Source organism: Streptomyces sp. NPDC002513 (assembly GCF_053595355.1).
Genome location: NZ_JBSFXK010000019.1, coordinates 48705 through 70661 on the forward strand (window position 1 = coordinate 48705; position 21957 = coordinate 70661).

At 71.4% G+C, this 21957-nt stretch carries 16 protein-coding genes; 5 read left to right on the forward strand and 11 right to left on the reverse strand.

The genetic code is table 11. From position 1 onward, the window contains the following. Positions 1–191 precede the first annotated feature (191 nt). Positions 192–2957, forward strand: coding sequence for a ricin-type beta-trefoil lectin domain protein (locus ACWD5Q_RS15535; RefSeq protein WP_451427507.1), 2766 nt, complete (start codon positions 192–194; stop codon positions 2955–2957). Positions 2958–3085: 128 nt separating this feature from the next. On the opposite strand, the gene purB is transcribed toward ACWD5Q_RS15535, so the two are convergent. From purB to ACWD5Q_RS15565, 6 genes are all read right to left on the reverse strand, one after another. Next, positions 3086–4528 (reverse strand): adenylosuccinate lyase, encoded by a 1443-nt coding sequence (gene purB / locus ACWD5Q_RS15540; RefSeq protein WP_451427508.1) that lies wholly within the window; start codon positions 4526–4528, stop codon positions 3086–3088. Between the two features lie 235 nt (positions 4529–4763). Further along, a complete protein-coding gene (locus tag ACWD5Q_RS15545) occupies positions 4764–5552 on the reverse strand; it encodes an SGNH/GDSL hydrolase family protein (RefSeq protein ID WP_451427509.1) in 789 nt (262 codons plus the stop codon). Between the two features lie 181 nt (positions 5553–5733). Then, positions 5734–6747: a hemolysin family protein gene (locus tag ACWD5Q_RS15550; RefSeq protein ID WP_451427510.1), complete on the reverse strand. Its 1014-nt coding sequence runs from the start codon at positions 6745–6747 to the stop codon at positions 5734–5736. Continuing rightward, on the reverse strand, positions 6744–8072 hold the full coding sequence (locus ACWD5Q_RS15555; RefSeq protein ID WP_451427511.1) for a hemolysin family protein: 1329 nt from the start codon (positions 8070–8072) through the stop codon (positions 6744–6746). The genes ACWD5Q_RS15550 and ACWD5Q_RS15555 overlap by 4 nt, the downstream gene beginning before the upstream one ends. 301 nt (positions 8073–8373) lie before the next feature. Continuing rightward, a complete protein-coding gene (locus ACWD5Q_RS15560) occupies positions 8374–8793 on the reverse strand; it encodes a GNAT family N-acetyltransferase (protein ID WP_451427512.1) in 420 nt (139 codons plus the stop codon). A gap of 274 nt (positions 8794–9067) precedes the next feature. Beyond that, positions 9068–10882: an ABC transporter ATP-binding protein gene (locus ACWD5Q_RS15565; RefSeq protein ID WP_451427513.1), complete on the reverse strand. Its 1815-nt coding sequence runs from the start codon at positions 10880–10882 to the stop codon at positions 9068–9070. A gap of 439 nt (positions 10883–11321) precedes the next feature. Here ACWD5Q_RS15565 and ACWD5Q_RS15570 point away from each other — a divergent pair, with 439 nt between their 5' ends. Beyond that, positions 11322–12578, forward strand: a complete 1257-nt coding sequence (locus ACWD5Q_RS15570; protein WP_451427514.1) for a glycosyltransferase — start codon at positions 11322–11324, stop codon at positions 12576–12578. Positions 12579–12917: 339 nt separating this feature from the next. Here ACWD5Q_RS15570 and ACWD5Q_RS15575 read toward each other — a convergent pair whose 3' ends face one another. Both ACWD5Q_RS15575 and ACWD5Q_RS15580 read right to left on the reverse strand, forming a co-directional pair. After that, the gene (locus ACWD5Q_RS15575) at positions 12918–15500 is read right to left on the reverse strand and encodes an ABC transporter permease (RefSeq protein WP_451427515.1); all 2583 of its coding nucleotides are present in this window, start codon (positions 15498–15500) and stop codon (positions 12918–12920) included. Positions 15501–15507: 7 nt separating this feature from the next. Beyond that, positions 15508–16347: an ABC transporter ATP-binding protein gene (locus ACWD5Q_RS15580; protein ID WP_451427516.1), complete on the reverse strand. Its 840-nt coding sequence runs from the start codon at positions 16345–16347 to the stop codon at positions 15508–15510. 282 nt (positions 16348–16629) lie between these two features. Between ACWD5Q_RS15580 and ACWD5Q_RS15585 the strand changes: the two genes are divergently transcribed. Together ACWD5Q_RS15585 and ACWD5Q_RS15590 are read left to right on the forward strand one after the other, a co-directional pair. Next, positions 16630–16893, forward strand: coding sequence for an antitoxin (locus ACWD5Q_RS15585; RefSeq protein ID WP_451427517.1), 264 nt, complete (start codon positions 16630–16632; stop codon positions 16891–16893). Positions 16894–16897: 4 nt separating this feature from the next. Further along, the gene (locus ACWD5Q_RS15590) at positions 16898–17272 is read left to right on the forward strand and encodes a fic family toxin-antitoxin system, toxin component (protein ID WP_451427518.1); all 375 of its coding nucleotides are present in this window, start codon (positions 16898–16900) and stop codon (positions 17270–17272) included. Between the two features lie 163 nt (positions 17273–17435). Here the strand turns inward: ACWD5Q_RS15590 and bioD are convergent, their stop codons facing one another. From bioD to bioB, 3 genes are read right to left on the reverse strand one after another with little or no spacing between them, the layout of a single operon-like run. Next, positions 17436–18152 (reverse strand): dethiobiotin synthase, encoded by a 717-nt coding sequence (bioD, locus tag ACWD5Q_RS15595; protein WP_451427519.1) that lies wholly within the window; start codon positions 18150–18152, stop codon positions 17436–17438. 1 nt (position 18153) lies between these two features. Beyond that, on the reverse strand, positions 18154–19434 hold the full coding sequence (locus ACWD5Q_RS15600) for an adenosylmethionine--8-amino-7-oxononanoate transaminase (RefSeq protein ID WP_451427520.1): 1281 nt from the start codon (positions 19432–19434) through the stop codon (positions 18154–18156). Continuing rightward, positions 19427–20614 carry a biotin synthase BioB gene (bioB, locus tag ACWD5Q_RS15605; RefSeq protein WP_451427521.1) on the reverse strand — a complete coding sequence of 396 codons (1188 nt, stop codon included), beginning with the start codon at positions 20612–20614 and terminating at the stop codon, positions 19427–19429. Before bioB ends, ACWD5Q_RS15600 begins: the two co-directional genes overlap by 8 nt. A 160-nt stretch (positions 20615–20774) precedes the next feature. On the opposite strand from bioB, the gene ACWD5Q_RS15610 reads away from it, so the two are divergent. Then, positions 20775–21902, forward strand: a complete 1128-nt coding sequence (locus ACWD5Q_RS15610; RefSeq protein ID WP_451427569.1) for an 8-amino-7-oxononanoate synthase — start codon at positions 20775–20777, stop codon at positions 21900–21902. Positions 21903–21957 lie beyond the last annotated feature (55 nt).

A 21957-nucleotide genomic window follows, 5' to 3' on the forward strand; every position in this document is an offset into this window, starting at 1 on the left:
AGGGCTTTCGGCCGGCAATCCCGCGGCCCTTCGGGCAGAGGGGCACCCAGAGCCGCTCCCCACGCCATGCCTGCGGCGCCATCGGCACACTGATCAATCCGCCGGTCGGGTCACTGCGCCGCCGGCCGGACCCTGCAGCAAAAACCCCAGCGCCCCGCGCGCCACTCCACTTTCTCGGTAGGGGAACACCAGTGAAACGCACAAAAAGACTTGCCCTGTTGGTCGTACTGGCCTGGCTCGCTGTCTTCCTGACGGTGGACACTGTGCCGGCGCAGGCCGATTCCACGACGTCCGTGACCGTGGACGGAGCCAAAAGCGGCCGGACATTTGACGGTATCGGTGCCATCAGCGGAGGCGGCGGCAATTCGCGCCTGCTGACCGACTATCCGGCGGCTCAGCAGAACCAGATCCTGGATTATCTCTTCAAGCCGGACTACGGCGCCAACCTCCAGATGCTCAAGGTGGAGATAGGCGGTGACGCCAACTCGACCGATGGTTCGGAGCCGTCGATCGAACACAGCAGGGGCACAGTGAACTGCTCCGCCGGCTACGAGTTCTGGCTGATGGAGCAGGCCAAGTCCCGCAACCCCGGCATCAAGCTCTACGGCCTGGCCTGGGCCGCGCCCGGCTGGATCAACGGCGGATTCTGGTCCACCGACACGATCAATTACCTCGTCTCCTGGCTGGGGTGTGCCAAGCAGCACGGTCTGGCCATCGACTACCTCGGCGGATGGAACGAACGCGGATACGACGTCAACTGGTACATCCAGCTGAGTGCCGCCCTGAACGCCGCGGGCTACTCCAGCGTGCAGATCGTGGGTGACGACACGAGCTGGAACGTCGCCGACGACATGGCCACCAACTCCGCCTTCAACGACGCGATCTCAGTCATCGGCTCGCACTACCCCTGCGCCGGTGCCATCGGTGGCAACGCCGAGACCTGCTCCAGCACAGCCAATGCGAAGAACAACGGCAAACCGCTGTGGGCCAGCGAGAACGGCTCGCAGGACATGGACAGCGGAGCGCCCGCGCTGATCCGCTCCATCACCCGCGGCTACATCGACGCGAACCTGACCGCGTACTTCAACTGGCCGCTCATCGCCGCGGTCTACCCCAACCTCCCCTTCCCCACCGTCGGCCTGATGACGGCGAACTCGCCCTGGTCGGGCCAGTACAGCGTGGGTGAGAACGTGTGGGCCACCGCGCAGGTCACCCAGTTCACCCAGCCGGGCTGGAAGTTCATCGACTCCGCCTCCGGCTATCTCGGCGGAGCCGAGAGCAACGGCAGCTACGTGACGCTGAAGTCGCCGAACGGCAGTGACTACACCTCCGTGCTGGAGACCACGACCGCCAACTCCCCGCAGACCGCTGACTTCCACGTCCAGGGCGGCCTGTCGACGGGCACCGTCCACGTGTGGGCGACGGATGTGAACTCCCCCAACGCGGGCGTGAACCTCGTGCACACCCAGGACATCACCCCGTCCGGCGGCTCCTACTCGCTGACCATGCAGCCCGGCTACATCTACACGGTCACCACCACCACCGGCCAGGCCAAGGGCACTGCCACCAGCCCCGCCGCCCACGCCCTGGCGCTGCCGTACTCCGACAACTTCGACGCCGACGCCACGAACACCCAGGCGAAGTACCTCTCCGACATGCAGGGCTCCTTCGAGGTCCAGCCCTGCACGGGCGGCCGGTCGGGCCAGTGCGTCCAGCAGATGGCCCCGGTCAAGCCGATCGAGTGGCAGGGCGACTCCGACGCCTTCTCCCTCCTCGGCGACACGACGTGGTCGGACTACACGGTCAGCACCGATGTCAACCTCCGGCAGGCCGGCACGGTGACCCTGCTCGGGCGGGCCGGTGTCCAGGCGCGTCCGCAGAACCGTCAGACCGCCTACCAACTGCGGCTCAGTGACACGGGGACCTGGTCGATCGCCAAGAACGACCTCGGGGGGTCCCTGATCACCCTGGCCTCGGGCAGCCACGCGTCGCTCGGCCTCAACACCTGGCACACCCTCTCGCTCGGCTTCTCCGGCGACCAGATCACCGCGACCCTGGACGGTGCCGCCCTCGGCACCGTCCACGACAACTCGTACAGCGCCGGGCAGGTCGGCGTCGGGGTGGTCGGCTACCAGACCGACCAGTTCGACAACCTCTCCGTCACCCCCAACGCCGCCGGCGATGTCACCGGCGTCCTGCGGGGCGTGGACTCCGGGCTGTGCGCGGACGTCACCGGCCAGAGCCAGGCCGACGGCACCCCGGTCGAGCTGTGGGACTGCAACGGCGGCAGCAACCAGAGCTGGAGGGCCACCACGTCCAAGCAGCTCATGGTCTACGGCAGCAAGTGCCTCATGCCCAACGGCGGCGGCACCGCCGACGGACTGACCGTCCAGATCACCGGCTGCGACGGCAGCGCCGCCCAGCAGTGGAACGTCAACGCGGACGGCACCGTCGTCAACGTCTCCTCCGGCAAGTGCCTGGACGCGACGGGCCAGGGCACGGTGGACGGCACCCCGCTGGAGATCTGGTCCTGCACCGGCGGCAAGAACCAGCAGTGGCTTCGCGGCGATGTCGACGGCCTGCTCCACGGCCGGCAGTCGGACCGCTGCGTGGACGTTCCCGGGTACAGCCAGACCAACGGCACCCAGCCTACGCTGTACTACTGCAACGGCGGAGCCAACCAGGAGTGGACCTCGACGGCCGCCAACCAGCTGACCGTCTACGGCACCAAATGCCTCCAGCCCGTGGGCGGGGGCACCGCTGACGGCACCCGCGTGGAGATCACCGACTGCACGAACACCGCCGCCCAGCAGTGGAGGGTCATGGGCAACGGCACGGTCATCGGTGTCGCGTCGGGTAAGTGTCTCGACGTGGTCGGCCAGGCCACCGGCGACGGCGCCCCGTTGGACATCTGGACCTGCAACGGCGGCAGCAACCAGAGCTGGTCGCGTACCTGACCCATCGGTGGGGCGGTCGTACGGGGCATACTCCGCACGACCGCCCCACCCCCGTACGGACGCCCCCTGCCGGCTTCGGCACTAGAAACGGTCGCGGGCGGCCCGAGACTCCACCGGGGTGAACCGGGTCAGAGGATCGCTCCCGGGGTGTAGCCGGCGGCCTCGGGGTGCTGCTTCGCGATCTCCTCGACGCGGCCCACCACGGTGGCGACCTGGTCGGCCGCGGCGCCCGTGAAGGACAGCTTGTCCGCCATCAGCGCGTCGAGCTGCGCGCGGTCCAGCGGGATACGCTCGTCGGCGGCCAGCCGGTCCAGCAGCTCGTTGCGCTCGGCGCCCTGCTCGCGCATCGCGAGCGCGCAGGCCACGGCGTTCTCCTTGATGGCCTCGTGGGCCACCTCCCGGCCGACGCCCGCGCGCACCGACGCCATCAGCACCTTGGTCGTGGCGAGGAACGGCAGATAGCGGTCCAGCTCGCGTGAGATGACGGCGGGGAAGGCGCCGAACTCGTCGAGCACCGTCAGGAACGTCTCCAGCAGACCGTCCAGCGCGAAGAACGCGTCCGGCAGTGCGACCCGGCGCACCACCGAGTCGGACACGTCGCCCTCGTTCCACTGGTCGCCCGCCAGCTCGCCGGTCATCGAGGCGTAGCCGCGCAGGACCACCATCAGGCCGTTGACGCGTTCGCAGGAGCGGGTGTTCATCTTGTGCGGCATCGCCGACGAGCCGACCTGACCGGGCTTGAAGCCCTCGGTGACCAGCTCGTGCCCGGCCATCAGCCGGATCGTCCTGGCCAGCGACGACGGCGCGGCGGCGAGCTGCACCAGCGCGGTGACCACCTCGTAGTCGAGTGAGCGCGGGTAGACCTGGCCGACCGAGGTGAAGGCGTGCGAGAAGCCCAGGTGACGGGCGATCCGCCGCTCCAGCTCCGCGAGCTTGGCCGCGTCCCCGCCAAGCAGGTCGAGCATGTCCTGGGCCGTGCCGACGGGGCCCTTGATGCCGCGCAGCGGGTAGCGGCCGAGCAGCTCCTCGACCCGGCCGTAGGCCACGAGCAGTTCGTCGGCGGTGGTCGCGAAGCGCTTGCCGAGGGTGGTGGCCTGCGCGGCCACGTTGTGGGAGCGGCCGGCCATGACCAGCTCGCCGTACTCGGCCGCGAGCTTGCCGAGGCGCGCCAGCACGGCCACCGTGCGGTCGCGCATCAGCTCCAGGGAGAGCCGGAGCTGTAGCTGCTCGACGTTCTCCGTCAGATCGCGGGAGGTCATGCCCTTGTGCACCTGCTCGTGTCCGGCGAGGGCGTTGAACTCCTCGATCCGGGCCTTCACATCGTGCCGGGTGACCTTCTCGCGCTCGCTGATCGAGGCGAGGTCGACCTGGTCGAGCACACGCTCGTAGTCGGCGATCGCCGCGTCCGGCACGTCGACCCCCAGGTCCTTCTGGGCCCGCAGCACGGCGAGCCAGAGCTGTCGCTCCAGCCTCACCTTCTGCTCGGGGGACCAGAGCGTGGCAAGCTCGGCGGAGGCGTAGCGTCCGGCGAGGACATTCGGGATTCGGGGCTTTGCGGGCGCAGCAGTCACGTGTCCCGATTCTACTGGCGCTTAGTGCAAGCCGGCGCCACCGGGCGGTTCGGAGGAAGCCACGAGACCGCCGTCACGCGGGCGCTGAGGCAGGTCCCGGCCGCCCCTGACCAGGTGCCGCCCGACGTGGACCACATCGCCGGGGGCGTACTCCGGCCGGGGACCGAAGTCCGGGAGCCGGCCCCTTGACGTTGATCACCCTGGTGGTCACGCGCGACTCCCCTCGCGGCGGCCCCTACTCCTGGACGGCCGGCCCCTCGTACGGCAGCAGGTCCGGACGCTTGGCCGGGCGGCCGTCGCCCGATGAGCGGCCCGTCAGCCGCCGCCCTATCCACGGCAGCAGATGCTGCCGGGTGAAGCGGACGTCCGCGGCCCGGCGCGCGAGCCAGCCGGGCGGAGCGCTCGGCGGCATCGGCGTACGCCACTCCGTGTCCTCCGGCTCGTATCCGAGCGTCTGCCACACGGCTTCCGCCACCCGGCGGTGTCCCTCGGCCGTCAGATGCAGCCGGTCCACGTCCCACAGGCGCGGATCGGCGAGCGAGGGCGCGCCGTAGAGGTCGACCACCAGCGCGCCGTGCCGCTCGGCGAGTGCGTCGACGCAGGCGAACAGTTCCTCCATACGAGGCCGGAAGCGTTCGAGGACCGGGCCCTGACGGCCTGGGCTGCGCATCAGGACGAGCTGCTTGCACGAGGGGGCGAGCCGCTCCACGGCCTCGGTCAGCAGATCCCGTACCCGGCCCATGTCGTAACGGGGCCGCAGTGTGTCGTTCAGGCCGCCGACCAGAGTGATCACGTCGGGCCGCATCGCCGCGGCGCGGTCGACCTGCTCCTCGACGATCTGGCCGATGAGCTTGCCGCGCACGGCCAGGTTGGCATACCGGAATCCGGGCGTCCGGGCGGCCATCCGGCCCGCGAGGACATCGGCCCAGCCGCGGTACGAGCCGTCGGGAAGCAGGTCCGACATGCCCTCGGTGAAGGAGTCGCCGACCGCGACCAGGCTGGTGTGGGTGGGGTTCGTCTGCATGGCGCCGACGATGGTATCCCGCACCCATACCCGTCGGTCGGTCGGCCCGCTCCCGGCCGCCGTCGTCCGGCGCGGGTCGCCGGCCGCCGGCCACCCCGCTCCGCCGGGCCGCGGTACCCCCGAGCCCCGCTGCGGCGCACCCGAGCCCCCACCGGGGGTGCCCGCCGTGGCACCTGATGCGTCAGGGCCGCCGGCCGAACAACTCCCGCAGGACGTCCTCCATCGTGACCAGGCCCGCCAGGCGGCCGTCCGCGCCCTGGACCGCCGCCAGGTGCGTACGGCTGCCGCGCATCGCCGTGAGCACGTCGTCCAGCGGCGTGCTCTCCCGTACCCGCGCGATGGGCCGCATGTCCTGCAGCCGGAACGGCTCGTCCCGCGGCGACGCGTCCAGTGCGTCCTTGACGTGCAGATAGCCGGCGATCAGCCGCCCCTCGTCGACCACCGGGAACCGCGAGAACCCGGACTCGGCCGACAGCCGCTCCAGCTCCTCCGGAGTGATGCCCACACGCGCGTACCTCACCCGCTCCAGCGGCACCACCACGTCGCGCACCGGCCGCCGGCCCAGTTCCAGGGCGTCGTGCAGCCGCTCCAGGGCGCGGTCGTCGATGAGCCCGGCCTGGCTGGAGTCCGTGACGAGCCGTGCCAGTTCGTCGTCCGAGAAGGTGGCGGTGACCTCGCTCTTCGTCTCCACGCGCAACAGCGTGAGCAGCCCGTTCGCGAACGCGTTCACGGCGAAGATCACCGGCTGCAGGGTCCGGGACAGAGCGACCAGCGGCGGGCCGAGCAGCAGCGCCAGCCGCACCGGCTCGGCGAGTGCGACGTTCTTCGGCACCATCTCGCCGAGCAGCATGTGCAGGTACGTCGCCAGGGCCAGCGCGATCACGAACGACACCGCCCGGCCCGCGCCCGGCGGCACGCCGACCGCGTGGAACACCGGCTCCAGCAGATGCTCGATCGCCGGCTCCGCGACGACACCGAGGACCAGGGTGCACAGGGTGATGCCGAGCTGCGCGGCCGCGAGCAGCGCCGACACATGCTCCAGGCCCCACAGCACACTGCGGGCCCGTCGGTCGCCCGCCTCGGCGTGCGGCTCGATCTGGCTGCGGCGGACGGAGATGAACGCGAACTCGGCGCCCACGAAGAAGGCGTTCACGACGAGCGTCAGCAGACCGATCAGCAATTGGACGAGGGTCATCGCTCCTCCTCCTGCTGTTCGGCGGCCGGCGCGCGCAGGAGCACCCGCGCGGCCCGGCGCCCCGTCGCGTCCACCACGTCGAGGCGCCACCCGGCCACCTCGACGCTGTCCCCCTTGGCCGGTATGCGCCCGATCTCCGTGGCGATCAGCCCGGCGAGCGTCTCGTACGGGCCTTCGGGCACCCGCAGCCCGACCCGTGCGAGCTGGTCGACACGGGCCGAGCCGTCGGCCGAGTACAGCGCGCGGCCGGCGGCGTCCGCACCGGCCGGGGCCAGATCGGGCGTCTCGTGCGGGTCGTGCTCGTCGCGCACCTCGCCGACGACCTCCTCGACGATGTCCTCCAGGGTGGCGACTCCGGCGGTGCCGCCGTACTCGTCGATGACGACGGCCATGGTGTTCTTGCCGGAGAGCCGGTCCAGCAGCCGGTCGACGGTGAGGGACTCCGGGACGAAGAGTGATTCGCGCATCATCTGCGCGACCGAACGGTGCGGCCGCGCCTCGGCGGGCACGGCCACGACGTCCTTGATGTGCGCGATGCCGACGACCGAGTCCAGGTTGCCCCGGTAGACGGGGAAGCGGGACAGGCCCGTCGCGCGCGTCGCGTTCGCCACGTCCTCGCAGGTCGCCTGGACGTCCAGGGCGATCACCTGGACGCGCGGGGTCATCACGTTCTCCGCGGTCAGGTCGGCGAGGTTGAGGGTGCGTACGAACAGCTCGGCGGTGTCCGCCTCCAGGGCGCCCTCCTTGGCGGAGTGCCGGGCGAGCGCCACCAGTTCCTGGGGGCTGCGCGCGGAGGCCAGCTCCTCGGCCGGTTCGAGGCCGAAGCGGCGGACCGTGTGGTTGGCCGTGTTGTTCAGATGCGTGATGAACGGGCGGAACACGAGGCTGAACCAGCGCAGCGGCGTGCCCACCCGCTTGGCCACCGCCAGCGGCGAGGAGATCGCCCAGTTCTTGGGAACCAGTTCGCCGACCACCATCAGGAAGACGGTCGACAGACCCGTGCCGATGACCAGGGCCACGGATGTGGACGTGGAGCGGGACAGGCCCAGCGAGCCGAGCGGGCCCGCGATCAGCCTGGCGATCGACGGTTCGGAGAGCATGCCGACCACCAGATTGGTGACCGTGATGCCGAGCTGGGCGGCGGAGAGCTGGAACGTCAGATTCCGTACGGCCTTCAGGGCGCCCGACGCGCCACGCTCACCGCGTCGTACGGCGAGCTCCAGCTCACTGCGCTCGACGGTGGTGAGCGAGAACTCCGCCGCCACGAATCCACCGCAGGCGAGCGAGAGCAGGATCGCCACCAGCAGCAGGAGTACTTCGGTCATCGGGTCACCTCCGTCCCAGGATCGGCCGGGGACGCGGCGACCGCGCGAGGTCGGGCTCCGGGAGGCTCGCTCTTCTGCTGATGCTCACACTTCTCCATGGTGAGACGGGTTGACCCCGTGAAAGGGCCGGTCATCCCCTCCATGGTAAAGGTTCGGCAAAGTCATGTGGTGCGCGAGGGGTTTCACCCAGCGGCGCCACTGCTCCTCGGGCGCGTACCCGGCGGCCCGCGTCCGGGTGCACCGCGAGCCGGTACGGATGGCAGCGCCGGCCGTCGAATCCTGGCTGGTCACAAACATGTTCCTACAGCGGCTTGACCCAGCGTCGCCAGTGGTCCTCGCGCTGGTAGCCAGTGGCGGCCCACGTGTGGTGTGCCTGTTCGTTGGCTTCCAGGACCATGGCGTCGACCCGTCGCCCGCCCAGGGAGGCGAATCGCTGTTCGGCTGCTTCCAGCAGGGCGGTGGCGATGCCTTGCCGTCGGTGGTCCGGGTGTACGGCCAGTCGGTAGGCGGAGCATCGCCATCCGTCGAAGCCGGCTATGACGGTTCCGGTGAGGACGCCGTCGCGCTCTGCGAGGAGCAGGGCTTCGGGGTCCCGTGTGATGAGTCGGGCCACTCCGTCGTGGTCGTCGCTGATGCTCGTTCCTTCCGCGGCTTCGCTCCAGAACTGCAGCACGGTGTCGATGTCCGAGAGGGTCGCGCGGCGGACGTTGAGATCGCTCATGGGGCGAGCCAAGCAGAGCGCCGGCCTGTCTGGCGAAAGAGTTTCGGTGCCGAGGAATCGAGAGAGGGGCGGGCTTGCTCCCGGGGCGTACACGCCTCGAGCCCGTCGGACGAAATCCTCATGGCCGGCCACGGAGGTCCTCGGGGCGCACCGGCATGAGGCGGTCGCCGACCAGGCCGGAAGTCACGAGGAAGCCCGGTGCCGGTCTGCGCCGGGGCCGGGCTCTTGGGCCGTCCGCCCGGTACGGACGAGGGCGGCCGCGCCGGGCTCGCGTTCAGTGGAGGTCGGCCCGTGCGGAGGTGTCGTCGAGGAAGCCGCCTGACTGGTGCTGCCACAGCTTGGCGTAGGCGCCGTCCGAGGAGAGCAGCTCCTGGTGCGTACCCTGCTCGACGATCCGTCCGCGGTCGAGGACGACGAGCTGGTCCATGGTGGCGACCGTGCTCAGTCGGTGCGCGACCACAAGCGCCGTCCGTCCTTCCATGAGCCGCCACAGCGCCTCCTGGACGAGGATCTCGCTCTCGGAATCCAGGGCGCTGGTCGCCTCGTCGAGCAGCAGGATCGGTGCGTCGCGCAGGATCGCCCTGGCGAGAGCGACCCGCTGGCGCTGTCCGCCGGACAGCTTCACCCCGCGCTCGCCCACCATGGTGTCGAAGCCGTCCGGCAGCGCGTCGGCGAACTCTGTGACGTGCGCCGCCTCGGCCGCGCGGCGGATGTCGGCGTCGGTGGCGTCCGGTCGGGCGAACGCGATGTTCTCCCGCAGGGTGCGGTGGAACATGGCCGGGTCCTGCGGCACGTAGGCGATCAGGCTGCGCAGGTCGGCCTGGCGCAGCATGCTGATGTCCTGACCCCCGATCAGGATCCGGCCGGCGTCGATGTCCGTCATCCGCAGCAGCAGCCGAGTGAGCGTGGTCTTGCCGCCGCCGGACCGGCCGACGAGGCCGATCTTCGCCCCACTGGGCACAGTCAGGTCGAGGTCCTTGAAGAGCTGATGCGCGCCCCCGTGGGCGAAGGTCACCTGCTCGAAACGGACGTCGGCGGCCCGGGACAGCAGTGGCTCCGGCGACACCGGGTCGAGCACCGTCGGCGGCGTCAGCAGCAGTTCGGTGAACTGCGCCGCCTCCGTCATCGAACTCTCCAGGCGGCGGTAGATCTGGTTGAACTCGAACATGATCCGCGTCGCGTTGGTGTAGTACGTGAAGGTGACAACGACCGCCTCCACGCCGTGCCTGCCCCCGCCGAGTGCGACCGCGAGCAGCAGGCCCAGCGCGTTGGTCAGCACGGACATCGGCGCGACCAGTGTGTCGATGCGCAGGTTGCCGTAGTCCCACGACCGCAGCGTGAGCCGCCTCGATGTCGCGACGCGGGACCGATGCTCGGCGGCCTCGCGGTCCTCGGCGGCGAACGCCCGGACCGTGTCCATGTTCATCAGGCTGTCGGCGACGTGGCCCGACACCCGAGCGATCGCCTCCTCGCGCTGGTCAACGAGCGCCTGGCGGCGACGGATCAGGGGCGTCACGCACAGCGCCGTCAGTGCGATCATCGCCAGGAGTCCGACAACGAGCAGCGGTTCGTAGCGCCACAGCACCACCGACCCGAACATCAGCGGCACGAAGCTGCCCACCACCGAGAACGTGAGCGTGCCGACGAACTCCTCGAAGCGGGAAGCGAAGCTCAGCACCCGCTTGGTCAGCGACCCGGCGAAGTTGTCGTGGAAGAACGCGGCGTCCTTGGCGAACAGCTCGTCCATGCCGATCACGTACAGTTGCTCGATGCCATGGGCGTCAAGGCGGTTCAAGCAGTGCAGGCCGACGCGCCACAGCGTCTCCGCGAGCAGCAGGACGCCGGCGAAGCCGAGGACGTAGGGCAGCGTCGAGCCGATGGTGATACCGCTGTCGCCGGCGATTCGGCCCACGAGCTTCGCGATGACCAGGGGCGCGATGTAGTTGATGCCGATGTTGCCCAGCGCCGGCAGGAGCATCGCGGGCAGCGTCAGGCGCCGGAGCCGGGCTAACTCGCGTCCGTAATAACGGAGTGCGAGACGCACCGAGCCCCTGCCCGGCGGAACCTCGCGCGCTTCAGGTGATCCCATCCCAGCCCTCTGTTGTCGTGTGGCACTGTGCGACGGAGCCCCCGTGCAGCTCGCGGCGGCGCCGATGTGCGAGTACGGGCAGGCGGGGAATTGCAGTGTCCCGTGACGGCGCGCGCGGAGTCCAAGCGTTTTCCCAGCCGGCCGCACTCCCCGCCGGCGCGGACGACACGTTCGTCGTTCCGTCTGACGAATCGAGGGTAAGGTCGTTTTTTTGCAACTCTCCATCGCAGTCTTGCGCTGATCATTCTTTCTGTGGATGCTCTTTTGTCATGCGCATACAGGACATGCGATTACGCGGAAGCGGACCGGCAGGGCAGGCACGAGCCAGCCGGGGGCCACGGAACGGCATGACGGCGGGGGCGGCGGCCGTCGTCGGCTGCCGATGCCACCGGACCGCTGTACGCGGCGCCTACCGTCCCCGCATCCGGAAGGCCCTGGAATGCTGACCCCTGTCTGGCAGGTCGAACCCGAAAGCGACGAGCCGCTCGTCGTGCACGTGAACTCCACGGCCACCGGCGGAGGAGTCTCCGAACTGCTGGGCGGACTGGTACGCCACCAGCGTGCCGGGTGGGCCGTGATCGACGGGACCGCCGAGTTCTACGCGATGACCAAGTACCTGCACCATCTGCTGCACGGGCAAGGCGATCCCGGCCGGCTCGACGATCCGGCGCTCCTGCACATCTACCGGAGCACGCTCGCCCAGCAGACCGACTGGTTCACCCGACGCGTCACGGCGGGGGACGTCGTCGTCCTGCACGACCCGCAGACCCTCGGTCTGGCGCCGGCCGTCAGAGCCACGGGCGCGCGGGTGATCTGGCACTGCCACATCGGTGCCGACATCGCGCCGGAACGGGGACCCGGCGCGGTGTGGCGGGCGTTCGAGGCCGAACTCGCCGCCGTGGACACGGTGGTCACCACCCTGCCCGCGTTCGCTCCTCCGAACCCGCGCAAGCTGGCCGTGATCCCGCCGGCGATCGACCTGGCGGCGGCGAAGAACCGGGAACTCGGGCACGACGAGGTGGCTGAGACGCTGGCGGGCATCGGCCTCACCACCGATCGTTCCTCGTCCGGTGTGACGGTCGTGCAGGAACAGCCGTTGCCGGACGACGCACGTGTCGTGCTGCAGGTGTCGCGGTGGGACCGGCTGAAGGACATGCCCGGTGTGGTGCGCTGCGTCGTCGGCCTGCCCGAGGACGTGCACCTCGTGCTGGCGGGAACCGACCCCACGGAGGTCACCGATGATCCGGAGGGCGCCGCCGTCCTCGCGGAGGTGCACGAGGTGCTCACCGGGCTGTCGGACACGGACCGTGCACGCGTGCACCTGGTGAACATCTCGCTCGAGCGGCCCGAACGCAACGCCCTCGTGGTGAACGCCCTGCAGCGCCGGGCGGACGTGGTTCTGCAGAAGAGCCTGCAGGAGGGCTTCGGGCTCACCGTGACGGAGGCCATGGCCAAGAGCCGAGCGGTCGTCGCGTCGAAGGTCGGTGGTCTGTGTCTGCAGATCACGGACGGTCACGATGGGCTGCTCGTCGATCCGACCGACCACACCGCTGTACGCGCCGCGCTGCGCAGGCTGCTCGACGATCCGACGCTGCGTCGCGAACTCGGCGAGCGAGCCCGGACCGCGGCGCTGGAGCGCTACTCGATGCAACGCCTCGCCGAGGACTACCGGAAGATCATCACGCGGAGCGAGTAGAGACGGGAAGATGCCGGAGAGCCGTGTGCCGACCCCCCTCGCCGCCGCTGCGCTGCTGTTCGACATGGACGGAACGCTCGTCGACTCGACGGCGGTCATCGAGCGTACGTGGCGTTCGTTCGCCGACCGGCACGGGCTGGACGCGGAGCGGATCCTGGCGGTCTCGCACGGGCGCCGCACGCAGGAGACCGTCGCTGAGTTCGTGCCGCCCGGCGTCGACATCGCCGTCGAGGCCCGGCGCCTGGTCGAGGGGGAGGTCCTCGGCACCGCGAGCCGCTCTCGCGCGGGACACCGGCGGGGAACTCCTTCCGTCGCCGGGCGGCGTCACCGGGGACGCTCTCACTCGTGCGCGATCGCCGCCAGCACGTTCATGCGCGAGGCACGCAGCGCGGGCAGCAGCGCGGCCACCACGCCCACCACCGCCGAGCCCACCACCACGGCCACGATGGTGCCCCACGGGATCGCCAGCGCCTTCATCCCCTGCAACGCCAGCACCCGATGGAGGCACAGACCCCACACCAGCCCCAGGGCCAGCCCGAGGACGGCCCCGAACACGGCGATCACCACGGACTCCAGCCGGATCATCCGGCGCAGCTGCCGCCGGGCGAGCCCGATCGCACGCAGCAGGCCGATCTCCCGGGTGCGCTCGACGACCGACAGGGCCAGGGTGTTGACCACCCCGAGCACCGCGATGACGATCGCCAGGCCGAGCAGCGCGTAGACCAGATAGAGCAGCACCGCGATCTGGTCGTGCACCAGCTTCTTGTAGTCGGCCTGGTCCCGGACCTGCACCTGGGGGTACGGGGCGAGCGTCTGCTCCAGACGGGCGCGGAGCCGGTCCTTGGACGTGCCCGGCTCGGCGTTCACATACAGCGCGGAGTCCTGTGCACCCGGCACGTACTTCTGGAGCGTGGACAGCCCGAGGAACAGTCCGCCCTCGGTGCCGAACCCGTCCGAGGTGCCCTGGTCGGTGAGCGCGCCGACCCTGAGGCCCGTGCCGCGTCCGTCCGGGAACCGGACGGGAAGCGTGCTGCCGACGTGGACGCCGTGGTCCTTCGCGAACGTCGCGTCCATGGCGAGGGCGCCGGGCGCGAGCGCGGTGGCCGTGTCCCCTCGGACGTAGTTGATGTGCGCCACGGCGTCGAGCCGGGGGTCATAGCCCCCGGCGGTCGTCTCGACGTGCCTGCCGTCCGGCAGCCGCAGGGCGACGGGCGCGAACCGCTGGCGCACGACGAGCCCCGCGCCGTCCGTCGCCCTGACCCGGTCGGTGATCTCGTTCGAGAAGGGCTGGAAGTTGCTGTTCTGCACCACGAAGTCGGCGCCCAGCGTCTTGTCGATCTGCTGGTCGAACGACCTGGACATGGAGGTGCTCGCCACCGACATCCCGACGACCAGGGCGATCCCGACCATCAGGGCGGAGGCGGTGGCACCGGTGCGGCGCGGGTTGCGCAGGGCGTTGCGCTGGCTCATCCGCCCGACGGCGCCGAACAGGGCGGGGAAGGCGGCACCCAGCACCCGGATCACGGGACGCACCAGCAGAGGGCCCGCGATCACCGTGGCGACGAGCGTGAGGACCACACCGACCCCGAGCAGTGAGGCGGCCGGCGCGGTCTGCGTCGCCCGTACGCAGCCCGCCAGCGCGGCCACGCCGAGCGCCCCGACGATCGCACCCGCCACCGCGCGGATCGTCAGGGGCCGGCCCACGCCGGCGACCTCGGCGTCCGCGAGGGCGGCCATGGGGGAGACGGCGGCCGCGCGCCGGGCCGGGAGGTACGCGGCGACGAAGGTGACGCCGACCCCCACGACATACGCGGCGACGGGGGTTCCCCAGCCGATCACCATCTCGGTGGACTTCAGGTTCATGCCGAACGCGCTCATCAGCCGGATCAGTCCGGCCGCCAGTCCGATCCCGGCGGCCAGTCCCAGCGTCGCGGAGACCAGGCCGAGCAGCAGGGCCTCCGTCAGCACGGACCGGCGCACCTGCCGCCGGTCGGCGCCCAGGGCGCGCAGCAGGCCGAGTTCGCGGGTGCGCTGGGCGATGAGCATCGAGAACGTGTTGACGATGAGGAACACGCCGACGAGTACGGCGATGCCGGCGAACCCCAGCATCACGTACTTGATCACGTCGAGGAACGCGCCGAGCTCGTCGGTGCTGGACCTGGCCTGCTCACCCGCGGTCTTCAGGTCGTAGGACGCGGAGCCGCCGGACGGGCCGTGGAGTACCGCGGCGATCCGCTGCTTGAGCCGCGCGTCGGACAGGCCCGGGGCCGCGTCGACCGAGATGGCGGTGGCCGTGCCGGGCCGGCCGAGCAGCCGGGTCTGGGCGGTCGGGGTGTCCAGGAAGACCAGGGCGGCGCCCGGGTTGGTGGTCGTGAAGGTGGCGATCCCGACCACCCGCACGGTGAACGAGCCGGGCTGCGCGAGCACCCTCAAGCGGTCGCCGATCCGCACCTGCTTGTGCCGGGCCGTGTCCGCGTCGAGCAGCGCCTCACCGGGGCCCCGCGGGGCGTGCCCCGACGCCAGCCTCACCGGGCTGCGGTCGGTGACGTACCAGTTCTTCGCGAGGGTGGGCGCGCCGGTGGTCGGGCCCACGGGTTCGTTTCGGTGGTCGACGACCGTGATGTTCCGGACGACGACGTCCACATGTGCCGCCCGCACCCCGTCGACCCGGGCGATCCGCTCGGCCAGCGCGGCGGGCAGGGTCGCGGTCACCCCGCTCGGGAGCGGCGAGGTCAGGTCCTCCTTGGGGCTCACGGTCACATCGGCCGCCGTGGAGGCGAACAACCGGTCGAAGGTGCGGGTGACCGTGTCCGAGAAGATCAGGCTGCCCGCGACGAACGCCACGGACAGCACGACGGCCAGGGCCGAGAGCGCGAGCCGTCCCTTGTGTGCCAGGAAACTGCGCAGCGTCGCCTTCAGCACGGTCGCCTCAGTCCTCGCGGCGGGCCGCGTCGTCCACGCCCGCCCGGACCTGGCCGGGGGCGGGCTTCTGGTGGTGGCCCCCGGCGAAGTGGCGCATGCGTTCCAGTACCGCCTGTGCCGTGGGCCGCTCCATCTCGTCCACGATCCGCCCGTCGGCCAGGAACAGCACCAGGTCGGAGTGGGCCGCCGCGCCCGGATCGTGGGTGACCATGACGACGGTCTGCCCCAGCTCGTCGACCGCCTCGCGCAGAAAGCCCAGCACTTCCAGCCCTGCCCGGGAGTCGAGGTTGCCCGTCGGCTCGTCCGCGAAGATCAGCTCGGGTCGGGAGGCGAGCGCGCGGGCGCACGCGACGCGCTGCTGCTGCCCGCCGGAGAGCTGCGACGGCCGGTGTGTCAGCCGGTCGCGCAGCCCGAGGGTGTCGATCACCTGGTCCAGCCACTTCCGGTCGGGCTGCCGGCCCGCGATGTCCATGGGCAGGGTGATGTTCTCGGCCGCGTCCAGCGTGGGGACCAGATTGAACGACTGGAACATGAAGCCGATCCGGTCCCGGCGCAGCCTGGTCAGCTCGCGGTCCTTCAACCCCGTGATCTCGGTGTCGCCGAGCCACACCTGCCCGGCCGATACGGTGTCGAGTCCCGCCAGACAGTGCATGAGGGTCGACTTCCCGGAGCCTGAGGGGCCCATGACCGCGGTGAAACGGCCGCGTGCGATGTCCACGTCGACCGCGTCGAGGGCGAGCACCGTCGTCTCGCCCGAGCCGTACGCCTTCGTCAGCCCCCGGGCGCGGGCGGCGATGCCGTCCGCCTCCGCGCGGCCCGGGGAGTGCTCCGCAGCAGCAGTGGACAAGGCCGCCTCCTCGGTCGTGGACGTTCCGGCTCCTTCGCCCGTCCTGTCCCGGACGAGCGTAATGTGATGCGCGGCACACCCGGTATCCCCTGAGTCCAGGCCCGCCTCTCGCGCGGGCCGTGACCGAGCCGGCCCGCAGGTCGTGGCCGGGACACCGGCAGGTTCTGCCCGGGACACCGGCAGGCAGGTTTCGCCCGCACCGCGGCGAGGGGGCGCCCGCTCCGCACCGCGTCGGTTCGCGCGCCCTTGCGGACGCTAGCACCGTGGCGCTAGCGTCGAAGCATGGCGAAGACCCAGCTGAATGTGCGGGTGGACGAGGACACCGCCCGCGCCGCCCGCGAGCGTGCCCTGGAGCGCGGTATGAGTGTCAATCGCTACATCGAGGAACTGGTCCGGCAGGACACGGGCGAGGTCGGCCACACCTTCGTCGAGGCCGCCGCCGACTTCATGAAGCAGTACGAGTCCGTCTTCGCCGAGGAGTTCGGGTCCGCCCCCGAGGACCGGGCCGGGGGCACCCGGCAGGGCCGGAGCGAAGGTCGTCACTGAGCCGTTGAGCCACCTCAGAATCGACCTCGCCTGGCTGCTGATGGTCGCCGAACAGAAGACACCCGGGGATCCCCAGGTCACCGACTGGGGAGCGCTGGTCGCCGCGGTCAGCCGGCACGAGGCGGAGATATTCGGCGTCCCGGTCTACGACACCCCGCACGCCCGCGCCGCCGCCCTGCTCCAACTCCTGCTGCACGTACCGGCGCTGGAGCGCTCCAACGCGCTGTTCGCCTCCGCGGTCGCCTACGCCTACCTCGTCGCCAGCGGCGTCAAGGTCGTCACCTCGGCGGAGCAGGTGCGCGACCTGGCCCGGTTGGTCAAGAGCGGTGCGGCCTCGGTGGACGACATCGCCCAAGAGCTGCGGCAGTGGAGCCTGTGACTCCTGCCCGCGCCCGGGCTGCCAGGCGGTGCCCGGCACGCAGTACGACGGAGGCGGCCGCGGCCCCTTCTCCGGCGTCGGCGTCCGCCGGCAGGGGCCCCGTCCGAACCCGCGGCGTGCCGGGCCCGGACCGGCGCGGGTCTTCGCGGCGGCGCTGATCCGGTCAGGGAGCGTGCGACGAGGTGAACGCCTCCGGGTCCCACGTCCCGCCGAGCACCGGCGCCAGCCAGCCGGACGCCCTGGCGCGGAAGTCCCCGGGCGCGTACCCACCGGCCCCCGCGGGCAGCGCCCCGAGCAGCGGCGCCCGTGTCACCCCCGGAAGGTCCGCGAGATTGCAGCGCGACGCGAGATCCGCCGCCTCGGGCCAGCTTCCGATGACCACACCCGTCACCTCGAGCCCCCGGCGCCGTACCTCCCGCGTCGTCAGCTCGGTGGCGTTGAGCGTGCCGAGGCCGGCCGTCGCGACCACCAGCACCGGTGCCGCCAGCAGCCGGGCCGCGTCGGCCAGGGTGCCGCCCTCGTCGTCGAACCGTACGAGCAGCCCGCCCGCCCCCTCGACGAGCACGAGGTCGTGCTCGACGGCCAGCTTGGCGGCCGCCTCCGCCACCTCACGCGGCCGCACCGGTGGCAGACCGGCCCGCCGGGCCGCCGTCGCGGGCGCCAACGGGTCGGGGTAGCGGGCGAGTTCGCGCACCGTCCAGGCGCCCGAGAGCCGGGCCACCTCGTCGGCGTCCCCGTGTTCACCCGGTCCCACGCCCGTCTGCGCGGGCTTGAGCACCGCCACGGACCGGCCCGCCGCGACCGCCACCGCCGCGACGGCCGCGGTCGTGACCGTCTTCCCGACCTCCGTGCCGGTCCCCGTGACCACCACTACCGACATGTCAGCCCTCCTGTGCCGCCGCGCACACCGCGCGCGCGATCCGTGCCACGTCCGCATCCCCCGTCACATACGGCGGCATCGTGTAGACGAGGTCGCGGAAGGGCCGCAGCCACACCCCCTCGCGCACCGCGGCCCGGGTCGCCGCCGTCATGTCCACCTCGTGGTCGAGCTGGACGACGCCGATGGCGCCCAGCACCCGCACGTCGCGCACTCCGGGCAGGTCCCGCGCGGGAGCGAGCCCCTGCGTCAGGCCCGTCTCGATCCGCTCGACCTCCGTCCGCCAGTCCTGGCCGAGCAGCAGGCCGACCGAGGCGCAGGCGACAGCCGCCGCCAGCGGATTGCCCATGAAGGTGGGTCCGTGTGCGAGCACGGGCACCTCGCCCCGGGAGATCCCCTCCGCCACGCGCGGGGTGCACAGCGTCGCCGCCATGGTGAGGTAACCGCCGGTCAGCGCCTTGCCGACGCACATCACATCGGGGGTCACCGCCGCGTGGTCGGCGGCGAACAGCGCGCCCGTGCGCCCGAACCCCGTGGCGATCTCGTCGAACACGAGCAGGACATCGTGCGCGTCGCACGCCTCGCGCAGCACCCGCAGATACGCGGGGGAGTGGAACCGCATCCCGCCCGCGCCCTGCACCACCGGCTCGACGATCACCGCGGCCAGCTCGTCCGCGTGGCGCCCGATCGTCTCGCGCACCAGGTCGGCGTACGACTCCTCGTAGGCGGCCGGCGGCGCCTCGGCGAACACCTGCCGGGGCAGGACGCCTCGCCACAGTTCGTGCATGCCGCCCTCGGGGTCGCACACGGACATCGGGTGCCAGGTGTCGCCGTGATAGCCGCCGCGCCAGGTCAGCAGCCGCTGCTTGGCGGGACGGCCGAGCGAACGCCAGTACTGCAGGCACATCTTGATCGCGACCTCGACCGAGACCGAGCCCGAGTCGGCGAGGAACACATGCTCCAGACCGTCCGGCGACATGTCGACAAGGAGCTTCGCCAGCCGGACGGCGGGCTCGTGGGTGAGTCCGCCGAACATCACATGGCTCATGCGCCCGAGCTGTTCGCGCGCGGCCTCGTTGAGCACGGGGTGGTTGTAGCCGTGGATCGCCGACCACCAGGACGACATGCCGTCGACGAGTTCGCCGGAGCCGTCGGCCAGCCGCAGCCGCACCCCGCTCGCCGAGTCCACGACGAGCGGCTCCTGCCGGCCCGGCATGGGGCCGTACGGATGCCAGACGTGCTGCCGGTCGAGCGCCAGCAGCTCGGCCACGGACAGCTCAGGCATTGGGCGCGAGATCCGTTCCGGCGCCCCGGCGGCGCACGGCGACCAGGTCCGTACGGGGCTCGCCGAGGTGCGGCACGGAAGCGGAGCCACAGACACCGCCACCGTCGTGGGACCCGCACCCGCCACCGTCAGGGGACCCGCACCCGGCGTCCCCCCGCGCCCCGGGGCCGCCCGCCCCCCGGTGCTCGGGCAGCGTCACCTGGTCCGTGCCCTCCACCTCGAACCCGGCATCGGCGATCATCTCCAGGTCGGCCCTGCCCGCCTGGCCCTCGCTGGTCAGATAGTCCCCGAGGAAGAGGGAGTTGGCCAGATGCAGGGCCAGCGGCTGCATCGAACGGAGGTGGACCTCGCGTCCGCCCGCGATGCGCACCTCCACGTCCGGGCACACGAACCGGACCATGGCGAGGATGCGCAGACACCGCTGCGGTGTCAGGTTCCACTCCTTCGCGAGCGGAGTGCCCTCGAACGGGATCAGGAAGTTCACCGGAACGGAGTCGGGGTCCAGCTCCCGCAGCGAGAAGACGACGTCCACCAGGTCCTCGTCGCTCTCGCCCATGCCCGCGATCAGTCCGGAGCAGGCCGACAGCCCGGCGGCGTGCGCCTTGCGCACCGTGTCCACCCGGTCGGCGTAGGTGTGGGTGGTGGTGATGTCCCCGTAGGTCGCCTCGGAGGTGTTGAGGTTGTGGTTGTAGGCGTCGGCGCCCGCCGCCCGCAGGCGCTCCGCCTGGCCGTCGGAGAGCAGACCGAGGCAGGCGCACACCTCGACGCCCTCGTTCTGCTGCTTGATGGTCCTGATGGTGTCGGAGACGCGGTCCACGTCCCGGTCGGTGGGCCCGCGACCGCTCGCCACCAGGCAGACCCGCTTGGCGCCGCCCGCGACGCCGGCCGCCGCGGCCTGCGAGGCCTCGTCCGCCTTGAGCCACGTGTACTTCAGGATGCCGGCCTTCGAACCGAGCCGCTGGGAACAGTAGGAACAGTCCTCGGGGCACAGGCCGGACTTCAGGTTGACGAGATAGTTGAGTTTCACCCGTCGGCCGAACCAGTGCCGGCGCACCTTGCCGGCCGCGGCCACCACATCGAGCACGTCGTCGTCGGAAGTGGCGAGGACGGCCAGGGCCTCCTCGCGGGTCGGCACCTCGCGCCGCAGCCCCTTGTCCACCAGCGTGTTCAGCAGGTCCATGAGAGCCGATCCTGTCCTACGGGACCGTCCCGGGCCAAGGAGGGACCGCACAACAGAAACCGCTCGAGGTGTGGGTATTGCCACACCCTGGGCGGCTGGTCGTCCCGCTAATGTCTGTGCACTGCCTACAAATGCCCGGCTCCACATGCCCGGAGGGATCATGGCGTTCGGCTGGATCGACGAACAGGCGCGGACGCGCCGCCGCGCCGGACTCGTCCGCACGCTGCGCCCCCGGTCCGCCGACTCCCCGCTCCTCGACCTGGCCGGCAACGACTACCTGGGCCTGTCCCGCCATCCGGAGATCACCGAGGGCGCCGCGGCGGCGGCCCGGCTGTGGGGCGGCGGCTCGACCGGTTCCCGGCTCGTCACCGGAACGACGGAACTCCACGGCGAACTGGAGCGCGAGCTCGCCGAATTCTGCGGCTTCGAGGCGGCGCTCGTCTTCTCCTCCGGGTACGCGGCCAACCTCGCGGCGGTCACCGCGCTCGCGCCGCACGGCTCCCTCATCGTCTCCGACGCGGGCAACCACGCCTCGCTCATCGACGGCTGCCGGCTCGCCCGCGGCACCACCGAGGTCGTCGCGCACGCCGACCCCCAGGCGGTACGCAAGGTGCTCGGCCCCCACCGAGGGCCCGCCGTCGTGGTCTGCGACACGGTGTTCTCGGTGGACGGCGACGCGGCCCCGCTGGCCGGCCTGGCGCAGGCGGCGAGGGAGTTCGACGCCGGACTGATCGTCGACGACGCGCACGGCCTCGGCCTGCTCGGAGTCGGCGGCCGGGGCGCTCCGCACGCGGCCGGCCTCGCGGGCGCGCCGGACGTGGTGGCCACGGTGACGCTGTCGAAGTCGCTGGGCAGCCAGGGCGGGGCGGTCCTAGGGCCGGCGCGGGTGATCGACCATCTGGTCAACGCGGCGCGGACGTTCATCTTCGACACCGGGCTCGCCCCGGCGGCGGTGGGCGCGGCACTCGCGGCGCTGCGTCTGCTGCGCCGCGAGCCGGAGCGTGCCGAGCGGGCCCGCACGGTGGCGAGGACCCTGCACGCCCGCCTCACGGCCGAGGGCCATGAGGCGGTGCGCCCGGACGCCGCCGTGGTCTCCGTGCGGGCACCCTCTCCCGAACGGGCGGTGCGGTGGGCCGCGGACTGCCGGGCGGCGGGAGTCGCCGTCGGCTGCTTCCGTCCGCCGTCGGTGCCCGACGGCATCTCACGGCTGCGGCTGACCGCCCGTGCGGATCTCACCGACGGGCAGATCGAGCACGCCGTGCGCGTGATCGGCGAGACGCGGCCGTGAGTCGGCGGGACGGCCGTGCCTCGCTTGTCGTACGCAGAGGCGGATACGGAACCGT